This is a genomic window from Shimia gijangensis, assembly GCF_900142085.1.
GTDB lineage: Bacteria > Pseudomonadota > Alphaproteobacteria > Rhodobacterales > Rhodobacteraceae > Shimia > Shimia gijangensis.
On sequence record NZ_FQZQ01000004.1, the window covers coordinates 73,923 to 86,604 of the forward strand.

General features: G+C 57.0%; 12 protein-coding genes. 5 read left to right on the forward strand and 7 right to left on the reverse strand.

Translation table 11 applies throughout. The annotated features are described in order from the left end of the window. Window positions 1-32 precede the first annotated feature (32 nt). The 4 genes from BUC32_RS04835 to BUC32_RS04850 are packed head-to-tail and all read left to right on the forward strand — an operon-like array spanning window position 33 to window position 2,944. Window positions 33-710, forward strand: coding sequence for a cell division ATP-binding protein FtsE (locus tag BUC32_RS04835; protein ID WP_073250037.1), 678 nt, complete (start codon window positions 33-35; stop codon window positions 708-710). Next, window positions 707-1,612: a cell division protein FtsX gene (locus BUC32_RS04840; protein ID WP_073250040.1), complete on the forward strand. Its 906-nt coding sequence runs from the start codon at window positions 707-709 to the stop codon at window positions 1,610-1,612. Before BUC32_RS04835 ends, BUC32_RS04840 begins: the two co-directional genes overlap by 4 nt. Beyond that, window positions 1,612-2,352 (forward strand): lysophospholipid acyltransferase family protein, encoded by a 741-nt coding sequence (locus BUC32_RS04845; protein ID WP_073250043.1) that lies wholly within the window; start codon window positions 1,612-1,614, stop codon window positions 2,350-2,352. The genes BUC32_RS04840 and BUC32_RS04845 overlap by 1 nt, the downstream gene beginning before the upstream one ends. Beyond that, the gene (locus BUC32_RS04850) at window positions 2,339-2,944 is read left to right on the forward strand and encodes a pyridoxamine 5'-phosphate oxidase family protein (RefSeq protein ID WP_073250045.1); all 606 of its coding nucleotides are present in this window, start codon (window positions 2,339-2,341) and stop codon (window positions 2,942-2,944) included. Before BUC32_RS04845 ends, BUC32_RS04850 begins: the two co-directional genes overlap by 14 nt. Window positions 2,945-2,960: 16 nt before the next feature. On the opposite strand, the gene BUC32_RS04855 is transcribed toward BUC32_RS04850, so the two are convergent. Further along, a complete protein-coding gene (locus BUC32_RS04855; protein ID WP_073250048.1) occupies window positions 2,961-3,899 on the reverse strand; it encodes a LysR family transcriptional regulator in 939 nt (312 codons plus the stop codon). Window positions 3,900-3,971: 72 nt separating this feature from the next. On the opposite strand from BUC32_RS04855, the gene BUC32_RS04860 reads away from it, so the two are divergent. Continuing rightward, entirely contained in the window at window positions 3,972-4,232 is a 261-nt protein-coding gene (locus BUC32_RS04860) for a hypothetical protein (RefSeq protein ID WP_139280638.1), read from the forward strand. A 54-nt stretch (window positions 4,233-4,286) separates the two neighbouring features. Here the strand turns inward: BUC32_RS04860 and lpdA are convergent, their stop codons facing one another. The 6 genes from lpdA to sucD all read right to left on the reverse strand — a co-directional run bounded on the left by lpdA (window position 4,287) and on the right by sucD (window position 12,678). Further along, window positions 4,287-5,687: a dihydrolipoyl dehydrogenase gene (lpdA, locus tag BUC32_RS04865; RefSeq protein WP_073250054.1), complete on the reverse strand. Its 1,401-nt coding sequence runs from the start codon at window positions 5,685-5,687 to the stop codon at window positions 4,287-4,289. 112 nt (window positions 5,688-5,799) lie between these two features. Next, the gene (locus tag BUC32_RS04870; RefSeq protein WP_073250057.1) at window positions 5,800-6,537 is read right to left on the reverse strand and encodes a hypothetical protein; all 738 of its coding nucleotides are present in this window, start codon (window positions 6,535-6,537) and stop codon (window positions 5,800-5,802) included. Then, window positions 6,537-8,033, reverse strand: a complete 1,497-nt coding sequence (gene odhB / locus BUC32_RS04875) for a 2-oxoglutarate dehydrogenase complex dihydrolipoyllysine-residue succinyltransferase (protein ID WP_073250060.1) — start codon at window positions 8,031-8,033, stop codon at window positions 6,537-6,539. The genes BUC32_RS04870 and odhB overlap by 1 nt, the downstream gene beginning before the upstream one ends. Before the next feature lie 3 nt (window positions 8,034-8,036). Next, complete coding sequence (locus tag BUC32_RS04880) at window positions 8,037-10,997, reverse strand: 2-oxoglutarate dehydrogenase E1 component (RefSeq protein WP_073250063.1); 2,961 nt, start codon at window positions 10,995-10,997, stop codon at window positions 8,037-8,039. Between the two features lie 11 nt (window positions 10,998-11,008). Then, window positions 11,009-11,644: a hypothetical protein gene (locus BUC32_RS04885; protein ID WP_139280639.1), complete on the reverse strand. Its 636-nt coding sequence runs from the start codon at window positions 11,642-11,644 to the stop codon at window positions 11,009-11,011. A 152-nt stretch (window positions 11,645-11,796) separates the two neighbouring features. Further along, window positions 11,797-12,678 (reverse strand): succinate--CoA ligase subunit alpha, encoded by an 882-nt coding sequence (sucD, locus tag BUC32_RS04890; protein ID WP_073250069.1) that lies wholly within the window; start codon window positions 12,676-12,678, stop codon window positions 11,797-11,799. Window positions 12,679-12,682 lie beyond the last annotated feature (4 nt).

Sequence of the window (12,682 nt, forward strand, 5' to 3'; positions counted from 1 at the left end):
AACAGGGCTGGAATTAGTATGGGGCAGGGCCTTTGATTGAATTGGAAAACATGGCTTATGGCTATGGCGGCGCGGAACTTTTAAGCGACATTTCCCTGAAATTGTCTCCGGGATCGTTCCATTTTCTGACTGGACCTTCCGGATCAGGCAAAACCACCTTTCTGAAACTCTGTTACGGTGCGTTAACGGCAACCTCAGGCGAGGTGCGCCTGTTTGGGCAAGATGTGCGGACGATGAACCGGGACGATCATGCTTTGACGCGCCGCCGGATCGGTGTGGTGCATCAGGATTGCCAGTTTTTGGATCACTTGCCGATTGCAGACAACATCATGCTACCGCTGAATGTGTCTGGCCGTGATGATCTTGAGGATGTGGCCAACCTCAAAGAGTTGATGGGCTGGGTTGGATTGGGCAAACGCGGCGACGCCTATCCTCCAACACTTTCGGGCGGCGAACGCCAACGGGCGGCGCTGGCGCGGGCGGTGATCATGTCGCCGGATGTGGTGCTGGCAGATGAGCCGACCGGCAACGTCGATTGGGAAATGTCCCAACGTCTGTTGCAATTGCTGATCGAGCTGAACCGGATGGGTAAAACCATCATGATTGCCACGCATGATATGAACCTGATCCGGGCCGCCAAGAACAACGTGCAAGCCCGCGTGTTGCGCATTGCCAATCGCAAATTGCAACTGGCGGGGGCGGATCTATGAGCAAGGTTGTGGACCATCTGAAGGGGGTATTTTCTGGCGACGCACAAGCCGACCGGGTTGTCCCGCCATCGGGTTTTACGGCGCGGCTGACCAGCTTTGCCGCCGCGACCATGGCGTTTCTGACCGTATTCGCGCTGGCGTTGTCGATGGCATCCGGACGCCTTGCCATGAAATGGGGAGACGAGCTGACGCATAGTTCGACGCTTCGGATTTCCGCGCCTGCGGGCCAGATGGCAGACCAGACAGCTGCCGCCTTGAGATTGCTGGAAACCACGCCGGGTGTTGCAACCGCACGCGCCCTGACAAGTGATGAACAACGCGCTCTGCTTGAGCCCTGGTTCGGTCCTGACTTGCCGATTGATGCGCTGCCTGTGCCGCAGTTGATCGAGATTCAGGAAACGGATGAAGGATATGATGCGGCAGGCTTGCGGTTGCGCCTGCAGGCCGAAGTGCCGGGCGCCGTGCTGGACGATCACACCCGTTGGCGCAAACCTTTGCAGCAAGCTGCGGGTCGGTTGAGAATGCTGGGTTGGGTGTCGATCCTGTTGATTGGGGCCACCACTGCCACCATGATCACTCTGGCCGCCAATGCAGCTTTGGCGGCAAATGCGCAGGTGATCTCGGTTTTGCGGCTGGTCGGCGCACGGGATGATTACATCGCTCAGGCTTTTGTGCGCCGCTTTACGCTTCGGGCTCTGGCAGGGGCCGCGATCGGGACCGCAGCTGGGCTTATTGCTGTCATGATATTGCCTGCAGCCCAAGAAAAAGGTGGTTTTCTGACCGGTTTGGGCTTTCAGGGAATGGGGTGGTTCTGGCCACTGCTGATCCCGCCACTGGCCGCAATTGTTGCATTTTTTGCCACCAGAGCCGCCGCCCGGCGCGCCCTCTCGGAGTTGACCTAATGGGATACGCGTTTCAATGGCTGCGGTCGTTGCTGTTTGTGGGGCAAATCTATCTGATGATGCCCATCATTGGTCTGGCGTTCGCACCGTGGGCCATGTTCAGCAAATATGGCGCGCGCCTGTGTTGTAAAACCTATTCGCGCTGGGTGTTCTTCACCGCGCGTTGGATGGTCGGCATTCGCGTGGAAGTGCGTGGCACCCCACCATCTGGAGAAGCGCTGATTGCGGCCAAACATCAGTCGTTCCTTGATATCATGATGATTTTTACCGCTCTGCCGACGGCGAAATTCATTATGAAAAAGGAAATCCTGAACACGCCTGTGATTGGCCAATATGCGCGGCTTTTGGATTGTGTTGCGGTGGACCGCGGCAAACGCGGCGCCGCCATCGACAAAATGGTCAATGACGTCAAAAACGGTGATCAGGAAGCAGGCCAGCTGATTATCTATTCCCAAGGCACCCGGGTCGCCCCCGGCGCCAAGCGTGATTACAAAATTGGCACTGGAGTGCTGTACGAACAGTTGAATCAGACCTGTGTGCCTGTGGCTGTAAATGTTGGTGTGCTGTGGCCTCGCAAAGGCATTATTCGGAACCCCGGAGTGGCCGTTGTAGAATTTCTGGAGCCAATTGCTGCTGGTTTGCCGCGTGAAGAATTTATGGCCACTCTGGAATCTCGTGTTGAAGCACGGTCAGACGAATTGATGCGCGAAGCGGGGTTCGATCCTGATGCGGTGGATTGAAGAAATCACGGAATTGGAGAACCTGTATGGCAAGCCCGGCGCGGCGGCTGTGCGAAAAGTGTCCGGCCAGCTGACACCAGAATACCGCAAATGGATCATGGCTTCGCGGTTCTGCGTGGTCTCAACCGTGGGGCCGAATGGCACGGATGGCAACCCACGCGGCGATGACGGGCCGGTGGTGCTGGAGCTGGACGACCAAACGCTGGCCATGCCTGACTGGCGTGGCAACAACCGCATGGACACAATCCGCAATATCGTCGAGGACGGGCGGATTTCGCTGATGTTCATGGTGCCGGGATCGAACACGATCGTGCGGGTGAATGGATATGCACGGATGACCGTCGATGATGACCTGCGCGCCCGGTTCGAGTTCAAGGGACGCCAGCCGCGCTCGGTCATCGTGATCCGGATTGGCGAGGTCTATACACAATGTGCCCGGGCCCCGATGCGGGCGCGGCTCTGGACCAGCGGCGATGAGAGCGAAGGACTGCCGACAGCGGGCGAGATTCTGGCCGAGATGACCGATGGGGCTGAGGGCGGCAATTCTTATGATGACGGCTGGCTGGAACGCGCGAAGAAGACGTTGTGGTGATCCGGAAAACGCTGATCTATTCAGTAGTCTGCCGCAGGTTTTCGGACAAATGTTCAATGAAAGAACGCACTTTTGCGGGCATGTAACTGCGATGAACGAACACGGCAAAAATCGATTGCGGCATTGTTTCATAGTCCGGCAGCACTCGTACCAACCGGCCGTCGGTCAGCATGTCTTCGACCAGATAATCGGCGATCAATCCGATGACTCTTCCGGACAGGATGGCGTTTCTGGCCGCATTGGGCGAGTTGACCACAAAGGCATCCGGTAAAGTGAATTCGAATGTCTCTCCGGCGTGAGACAGGGTGTTCACCCGCCCCCAGTTGCCACTGATTTGTTTGACCAGTCGGTGATTGGCCAGATCGTCGATATCCGCAGGATCCCCGTGGATTTCGATATATCCCGGGGTGGCGACGAACATCAGCTTTTGCGAAAATATTTTCCGGGCCTTTAGCCCGGATGAGACCAACCCGTCGTCGCCCCCTATGCGTATCGCCAGGTCAAAATGCTCTTGAACCAGGTCGACGGTGCGGTTGGAGATTTCCAGATCAACTTCGACCCCTGGATACTTGGCGAGAAACCCCGGAACAACCGGTGCAATTCTTTCCTGGCCAAATGCCACCACACTGCTGATCCGAAGTCGCCCTCGCGGATGGTGTTGTCTCTGGCGCAACTCGTCACTGACCGTGTCCAGCTCGTCAAGCAGAGCGACGCCACGCAGCAGAAAAATCTCGCCCTCTTCTGTCAGCCCCACTTTCCTGGTGGACCGCTGAAAAAGACGCACGCCGAGATCGCTCTCCAGCTCAGAAATCAGGCGGCTCACCGAAGGCGGAGATGAGTTGAGAGCACGGGCTGCCGCCGCAAAGCCACCCGTTTCGACAACGGATTTGAACACCCGGATTGCCTGAAGTTTGTCCATCTCGATTGATCCGGTTTTTGGAATGGTATCGTTCAATGATACAATATTCTGCCAAAATCCAAAATCCGTAAGCTGGTTCCACAGAGTAACGCAAACCCGGAGACAGTCATGTACGGAGAATATCAGTCACAATTGCTTGCACAGAATACAATGCAAAACGATCTGCCCGGCGGAGTCGCGCCGCAGCGGCACGAGCTTACAAAACAGCGGTATCGTGAGAAAAAAGCCGAGCGTTTGGAAATGGAAAAAGACGCGCGCCGGTGGCGTGTACTTCAGGCGCTGGCGCCTCTGAAAAAATCTGCCCGAGGTATCACGGCTCGTCTCGGCAAGATTGCAGTTCGGACAGGCGCAAATGCCGTCAGCCGTTGAGACATACCGCAATTTACAAAGGGGCACCCGTGCGAGGTGCCCCTTTATGGTAGGTCAGCTGTGGATCGCGCCGTCGCCACAGGCAAGCGCGGCTTCTCGCACCGCTTCCGAATAGGTCGGGTGGGCGTGACAGGTGAGCGCAATGTCCTGCGCTGAGGCACCAAATTCCATGGCCACACAAAGCTCGTGGATCATGTCGCCCGCTGCCGGGCCGATGATTGCAGCCCCCAGAACGCGGTCCGTTTCCTTGTCGGTGATGATCTTCACAAATCCACCTTCGGCCTGATGCACGGCTTTGGCGCGGGCGTTGCCCATGAACATGAACTTGCCGATCTTCAGCTTGCGGCCTTCGGCCTTGAGGGCGGCTTCGGTTTGACCCACGGTGGCGACCTCGGGCGTGGTATAGACCACGCCGGGAATCACGCCGTAGTTCACGTGGCCATGTTTGCCCGCGATCACTTCGGCGACGGCCATGCCTTCGTCTTCGGCTTTGTGGGCCAGCATCGGGCCTTCGATCACGTCGCCGATGGCAAAAATGCCGGGGATGTTGGTGCGCCATTGGTCATCCGTGGCGATCTGGCCGCGTTCGGTCATTTTGATGCCAGCGGCATCAAGGCCAAGGCCCTCGGAGTATGGCTTGCGGCCAGTGGCGACGAGCACGACGTCGGCGTCGATTACCTGCTCATCGTCCGGGGCTTTTTTAGTGGCGTATTTGACTTTGGCCTTGGTTTTTGTGGCGTCCACGCCGGACACGGCCGCGCCCATTACAAAGGTGAGGCCCTGCTTTTCAAGGATGCGTTTAAAGCCGCGCTGCACGTCAGCGTCCATGCCGGGGCAGACGGCGTCCATGTACTCGACCACGGTCACTTCGGACCCCAGTCGCGCATACACCGAGCCGAGTTCCAGACCAATGACGCCAGCGCCGATCACGACCATTTTCTTGGGCACTTTGGGCAGGTCCAGTGCGCCGGTGGAGTCCACGACGACACCCTGGGCGTTGTCGACCTCAACACCCGGAAGCGAGGAGGGCACCGAGCCCGAGGCGATCACGATGTTTTTGGTGTCATAGGTGGTGTCGCCGACCTTGACTTTGCCGGGTGCTTCGATGCTGCCGTAGCCTTTGATCCACGTGACTTTGTTCTTTTTGAACAGAAACTCGATGCCGCCTGTGTTCTGACCGATGACGTCATCCTTGTAGGATTTCATCTGCTTCCAGTCGACCGAAGGGCTTTTGCCCTTGAGACCCATGTCAGCAAAGTTGTGCTCGGCCTCGTGCAACATATGGCTGGCATGCAGCAGGGCCTTGGAGGGGATACAACCCACGTTCAGGCAGGTGCCGCCAAGGGTTTCGCGACCCTCAACTACTGCGGTTTTGAGGCCCAGCTGGGCGCAGCGAATGGCCGACACATAGCCGCCGGGGCCTGCGCCGATGATGATGACGTCATATTGGGACATGGGTCAGGTTCCTTTGTTTTTCGACGTTGGTGTGCGTCGGTATTGGGTCGGTGCTTGTTCAAGCGTCTAGATACAAGTCTGGCTCGGATTCTTTGGACGAAACTGACAGAGTTCATATTCTCAAGAATTGTTTCACTTCTTCCTGATTGGATATTTCTTGAGCAGTGCGCACTAGTGTGTTGGCCTCTTCTTTGGGTAACAGTGCAAGGTAGTCTTTGGAGTCAGAAATCGTTTGGCTGACAGAGTTGGAAGCGAGGTTTTTTGAGCCCTGATACATCAAGAATTTGTCCATAACGCGTTCTGCTTTGGCCCATTCACCTATAGAATTGCACTTAGACTGGATAGCCTGATGCGTTTTAGAATATTCCCGTACTTCAAGGCTCTTATAAAATAGCCTCGCTCGCTCCAATGCGGGTTTTCCCTGAGGTATACCGAGCGCCCTAGCTGTGTATGTGTCAAACATCGGCCACTGATACTGGGTTGCAAACCACATGACTTTCGTCATACCGGACACGAAGAAGGTTTCCGACTGGCTACCGGATTTAGTTTTTTTGCGGAACTGGACACCTTGTTTTTTAGCTCGCTCAAGCACTTGTTTCCAACCAGGTTCATTGCAATTGGTTGGAATCTTTTCAGCCCACGAGTGACAGTTTTCTCGAACGTTTTCTTTAGTTTTAGAATTTATCGTTCTTGCAACAGAGAACTCACGGAGAAGGGAATCTAGCAACTGCTTTTGAACAGGCTTCTTCTCTTTGAATGCTCTAATATATCGCCACTCAGAACACCGATAGGTGCGATGATGCTCTGCGAGGGCGCAGAGCATCATGTGTTCAAGCTCGTCTTCTGACATTACAGATCCATCAACAAGCGGCGCGGATCTTCGAGCGCTTCTTTGACGCGGACGAGGAAGGTGACCGCGCCTTTGCCGTCGACGATGCGGTGGTCGTAACTCAGCGCGAGGTACATCATCGGGCGGATAACAACTTCGCCGTTGATCGCCATCGGGCGGTCCTGAATCTTGTGCATCCCGAGGATACCCGATTGCGGGGGGTTCAGGATCGGCGAGGACATCAGCGAGCCGTAGACGCCGCCATTAGACAGCGTGAACGTGCCGCCCTGCATTTCAGCCATCGACAGTTTGCCGTCACGGGCACGGCGGCCTTTTTCGGCAATCGCTTTTTCGATCTCGGCGAACGACATCGCATCTGCATCGCGGATCACGGGCACCACAAGGCCGGTTGGTGTGCCGGCGGCAACGCCCATGTGCACAAAGTTCTTGTAGACGATATCGGTGCCATCGATCTCGGCGTTGACCTCGGGGACTTCGCGCAGCGCGTGGCAGCAGGCCTTGGTGAAGAAGGACATAAAGCCCAGACGCACGCCGTGCTTTTTCTCGAACTGGTCTTTGTACTGATTGCGCAGGGCCATGACCTCACCCATGTCGACCTCGTTATAGGTGGTCAGCATGGCAGCGGTGTTCTGGCTGTCTTTCAGGCGGCGCGCGATGGTCTGGCGTAGACGGGTCATTTTCACGCGCTCTTCGCGGGCGGCGTCATCGGTGGACACGGGCGCGCGCGGAGCCGCGGCAGGTGCAACAGCAGGGGCGACGGCGGCAACGGCAGCGGCTACAGGAGCGGCGGCGCCTGCCACGTCTTCTTTCATGATGCGCCCATCACGACCTGATCCTTGGACAGACGTCGGGTCGATGCCTTTTTCGGCCATCAGTTTGTTCGCAGAAGGCGCGTTTTCGACGTCTTTGTTTGACGCAGGCGCAGGGGCAGCGGCAACGGCGGCAGGAGTCGAAGCCACAACACCGGAAGCTGAAATTACGGCCAGTTTGGCCGACGCATCCACTGTGGCGCCTTCGGCGGCAGTGATTTCGGTCAGAACGCCAGAGGTCGGAGCGGGCACTTCGACGGACACTTTGTCAGTTTCCAGCTCGCACAGCATTTCGTCTTGTTTGACGGTGTCGCCGACGGCCTTGAACCATGACGACACGGTGGCCTCGGTCACGGATTCGCCAAGGGTGGGCACCATGACGTCGACGCTACCACCGGATGCAGCAGCTGGTGCGGCCTCGGCAGCAGGGGCAGGTGCGGCGGCGGCGGCGTCACCCGCGACGATATTGGCCAGAAGGGCGTTGACGCCAACGGTGTCGCCTTCGGCGGCGACGATGTCGCCCATAACACCGGCAGAAGGGGCGGGCACTTCGACGGTGACCTTGTCGGTTTCCAGCTCGCAGAGCATTTCATCAACGGCAACGGCATCGCCCGGTTTCTTGAACCAGGTGGCCACAGTGGCCTCGGTGACGCTCTCGCCTAGGGTGGGGACGCGGACTTCGGTCATGGTTCAGTTTCCTTCCATGCTCAGCGCGGCATTCACCAGCGCCTCTTGTTGTGCTTTGTGTTGGCTTGCCAGGCCGGTTGCGGGCGACGCCGATGCGGGGCGACCTGCGTAGACCGGACGGGTGTGTTTGGCTTTAATACGAGTCAGGGCCCATTCGATATTGGGTTCGATAAACGACCATGCGCCCTGGTTCTTGGGTTCTTCCTGACACCAGACCATTTCGGCCCCTTTGAAGCGCTCAAGCTCTTTGATGAGCGAATGCGCCGGGAAGGGATAGAACTGTTCGATCCGCATCAGGTAGACATCGTCGATGCCGCGGTTGTCGCGTTCTTCAAGCAGGTCATAGTAGACCTTGCCCGAACACAGAACGACTCGCTTGATCTTGTCATCGGTCTTGAGTTTGGTGTCCGAGTTGCCCTTTTGCGCATCGTCCCAGAGAACGCGGTGGAAGGACGAGCCGGTCACAAACTCTTCGGCCTCGGAAATGCAAAGCTTGTGACGCAAGAGCGATTTCGGCGTCATCAGGATCAGCGGCTTGCGGAAGCTGCGGTGGATCTGACGACGCAGGATGTGGAAGTAGTTCGCCGGTGTCGTACAGTTGGCAACGATCCAATTGTCACCGCCACACATCTGCAAAAAGCGTTCCAGACGGGCCGAGGAGTGCTCGGGCCCCTGGCCCTCAAAGCCATGGGGCAAGAGCACGACGAGGCCCGACATCCGCAGCCATTTGGCTTCGCCGGATGAAATGAACTGATCGAACATGATCTGGGCGCCGTTGGCAAAGTCACCAAACTGTGCTTCCCAAAGGGTCAGCGTGTCAGGTTCCGCCAGCGAATAGCCATATTCAAAGCCCAGCACCGCGTATTCAGACAGGGCTGAGTCGATGACGTCATAGTGTGCCTGACCCGAGCGGATGTTGTTCAGCGGATAATACCGCTCTTCGGTGTCCTGATTGACGATGCCTGAGTGGCGTTGCGAAAACGTGCCTCGGGTTGCATCCTGACCTGCAAGGCGCACGGGGAAACCTTCGGTCAACAAAGAGCCATAGGCCAAGGCTTCGGCGGTGGCCCAGTCGATGCCTTTTCCGGTCTCAAACATCTTGGCTTTGCTGTCCAGCAAGCGGCCGATCGTTTTGTGGATTGGATAGCCTTCTGGCACGCTGGCCAGCGAGCGGCCAACCTCTTTGAAGGTCTCTTCCTTGATTGACGTCTGGCCGCGCTGATACACACCGTCTTCGCGGTTCATGCTGGACCAGCGCCCATCCAGCCAGTCGGCTTTGTTGGGTTTATAGTCTTTGCCGACTTCAAATTCGTCGTTCAGCTTGGCCTGGAACGCCGCCTTCATGTCTTCGATCTCGCCTTCGGGGATCAGACCGTCTTTGACAAGGCGTTCGGTGTAAAGCGACAGGGTGGTTTTGTGGCTTTTGATCTTTTTGTACATCACCGGGTTGGTGAACATGGGCTCGTCGCCCTCGTTGTGACCAAAGCGGCGATAGCAGAAGATATCCAGAACCACGTCTTTGTGGAACTTCTGGCGGAACTCGGTCGCGACCTTGGCGGCGTGGACAACAGCCTCGGGGTCATCGCCGTTCACGTGGAATATCGGGGCTTCAACCACCAATGCGTTATCGGTGGGATAAGGCGATGAGCGCGAGAAGTGCGGCGCCGTGGTAAAGCCAATCTGGTTGTTCACCACGATATGCATGGTGCCGCCTGCCTTGTGGCCACGCAGACCTGAAAGCGCAAAACATTCGGCCACAACGCCCTGACCGGCAAAGGCCGCATCGCCGTGCAGAAGGATGGGCATCACTTGGGTGCGGTCGTGATCGTTCAGCTGATCCTGCTTGGCGCGCACTTTGCCCAACACAACCGGGTTCACCGCCTCAAGGTGCGAGGGGTTGGCGGTCAGTGACAGGTGCACATTGTTATTGTCAAACGCGCGGTCTGACGATGCCCCAAGGTGGTATTTCACATCGCCCGAACCATCGACGTCTTCGGGTTTGAAAGAGCCACCCTGAAATTCGTTAAAGATCGCGCGGTAGGGTTTTTGCATCACGTTGGCCAGAACCGACAGGCGGCCACGGTGCGGCATGCCGATAACAATTTCTTTGAGACCAAGGCTGCCGCCACGCTTGATGATCTGCTCCATCGCGGGGATCAGGCTTTCGCCGCCATCCAGACCAAATCGCTTGGTGCCCATGTATTTGACGTGCAGGAATTTCTCAAAGCCTTCAGCCTCTACCATCTTGTTCAGGATGGCTTTGCGCCCTTCGCGGGTGAACTGAATTTCTTTGCCCAGACCCTCGATCCGTTCTTTCAGCCAACCGGCCTCAGCGGGGTTCGAGATGTGCATGTATTGCAGCGCAAAAGTGCCGCAATAGGTGCGTTTCACGATGTCGATAATCTGACGCATCGAGGCAATATCCAGCCCCAGAACCTTGTCGATAAAGATCGGGCGGTCCATGTCGGCGTCGGAAAAGCCATAAGATTTCGGATCCAGTTCGGGGCTGATCGCAGTTGATCGCATGCCCAGGGGATCAAGATCGGCCACCAGATGGCCGCGAATACGGTAGGCGCGGATAATCATCAACGCGCGGATCGAATCCAGAACGGCGCGCTTGATCTGATCGTCGGAGACCTCAACGCCTTTGGCGGCTGCCTTGGCTTTGATCTTGTCGCCTGCGCCTTTGATCTCGGCAGGTTCCGCCCATTCGCCCGTCAACGCACCTGTCAGATCATCGCTGGGCTGTGGAGGCCAGTCACCACGCGCCCATGAGGGGCCGGAGGCTTCGGCTTTGACGTCCAGTTCGGCGTCGCCCAGCTGGCGGAAAAAATCCTGCCATGCTTCATCGACCGCATTGGGGTCATTGGCAAAGCGGGCATACATCTGTTCGAGGTACTCCGCATTGTGCCCCTGCATAAAGGAAGAGGCGTGGAATTGGTCGTTGGGGCTTTGGTCGGTCATTTTGCGAAGCCTCACTTCTTGGTTTGCTTTTGAACAAAAAAGGCGGTTTCGACCCGGGCAGGTCTTCCCCAGATTTCATTCATGGGTTCCAGATAACGCGCAACCTGGACGGCCATTCTTGCGCGTTTCGGAGGTGTGCCGAGCGCTGAGCTATACTCGCCATAGGCAATATGCGCTTCGGAGTTTGCTTGTTTTATGCCCTTGCGATTAAAGCTCCTTACGAGCTTGTCAATTTTCGCATCGGTCTTCTTATCACTTGGTCCAGCGTAAACGCATTCAAAACCCTGCTGGTTGCCCTTGGTCATGTTGAGAACAACAAGAACCGCCTCGGGATTGTCCGAGTCAACAAAAGCCATTGCCTTGTCGGTCGACGAAATCCATTTCTTGACTGCGCTTGTGTAGCTTTGGCCGCGTTTTTTGACTTCTGTCCAGTCAAGGGGTTCCGTTCCGTGCCCCACGTACAGGAGCCCAAAGCCATCAACAGAACGACGTTCGAAGCGCTTCCAATGCTTTTTCTCAAGTGTGTTCCAGCCGACGCTTTCCAGTGACTCGAAAAGCGCTGGACCATAGGCTTTGGCCTTTTCGCACACTTTCATTGTGTCAGTCGAAAGCCCCGCCAGAGCCTGCGTGGATAGCGTGGCCAGCACCACAGATGTTCTTAAAGCTCGGAAAAAGCTCTTTGGATGAAACGCCCGGCGGCAACGCCGGGCGGCGCCCGGCCCTCCCCACGGGAGGGCGCTTTGCACCCCCCCAGGGTCAGGCGTTGCCCTAAGTGCATATGCCGGACGGATTGGCATGCTTAGCCGATTGCCTTAAGCACGGCTTCGCCGAGACCAGCAGGGCTGTCAGCAACAACGATACCGGCCTCTTTCATGGCTTCGATTTTGTCTTCTGCACCACCTTTACCCCCGGCAACGATGGCACCGGCGTGGCCCATGCGGCGGCCGGGAGGTGCTGTGCGGCCAGCGATGAAGCCAGCGGTCGGCTTCCAGCGGCCTTTCTTGCGCTCGTTGGCGAGGAATTCGGCGGCTTCTTCTTCTGCGGAACCACCGATCTCACCGATCATGATCATCGATTGGGTTTCGTCATCCGAGAGGAACATGTCGAGGATGTCGATATGCTCGGTGCCCTTGATGGGGTCACCACCAATGCCGACGGCGGTCGACTGGCCAAGGCCGATGTCTGCAGTCTGCTTGACGGCTTCATACGTCAGGGTACCTGAGCGCGACACAACACCGACTGACCCACGTTTGTGGATGTGGCCGGGCATGATGCCGATTTTGCAGGCGTCTGGCGTGATAACGCCGGGACAGTTTGGTCCGATCAGACGGCTTGACGAGCCTTCCAAGGCACGCTGAACGCGCATCATGTCCAGCACCGGGATGCCTTCTGTGATACAAACGATCAGTTCCATGTTCGCATCAATCGCTTCGAGGATCGAATCCGCGGCGAAGGGAGGAGGCACATAGATCACAGAAGCGTTGGCTTCGGTTTTGGCCATGGCTTCGTGCACCGAGTCAAAGACGGGCAGGCCGAGGTGGTCAACACCACCTTTGCCGGGGGTCACGCCGCCAACCATTTTGGTGCCATACGCGATGGCCTGTTCAGAGTGGAAAGTGCCCTGCGAGCCGGTAAAGCCCTGACAGATTACTTTTGTGTTTTCATCAACAAGAATTGCCATGGGT

Coding starts and splice junctions, on each gene's coding strand:
- BUC32_RS04840 (WP_073250040.1), top strand. CDS start 707: ATGAGCAAGGTTGTGGACCATCTGAAGGGGGTATTTTCTGGCGACGCA.
- BUC32_RS04845 (WP_073250043.1), top strand. CDS start 1,612: ATGGGATACGCGTTTCAATGGCTGCGGTCGTTGCTGTTTGTGGGGCAA.
- BUC32_RS04850 (WP_073250045.1), top strand. CDS start 2,339: ATGCGGTGGATTGAAGAAATCACGGAATTGGAGAACCTGTATGGCAAG.
- BUC32_RS04860 (WP_139280638.1), top strand. CDS start 3,972: ATGTACGGAGAATATCAGTCACAATTGCTTGCACAGAATACAATGCAA.
- lpdA (WP_073250054.1), bottom strand. CDS start 5,687: ATGTCCCAATATGACGTCATCATCATCGGCGCAGGCCCCGGCGGCTAT.
- BUC32_RS04870 (WP_073250057.1), bottom strand. CDS start 6,537: ATGTCAGAAGACGAGCTTGAACACATGATGCTCTGCGCCCTCGCAGAG.
- odhB (WP_073250060.1), bottom strand. CDS start 8,033: ATGACCGAAGTCCGCGTCCCCACCCTAGGCGAGAGCGTCACCGAGGCC.
- BUC32_RS04880 (WP_073250063.1), bottom strand. CDS start 10,997: ATGACCGACCAAAGCCCCAACGACCAATTCCACGCCTCTTCCTTTATG.
- sucD (WP_073250069.1), bottom strand. CDS start 12,678: ATGGCAATTCTTGTTGATGAAAACACAAAAGTAATCTGTCAGGGCTTT.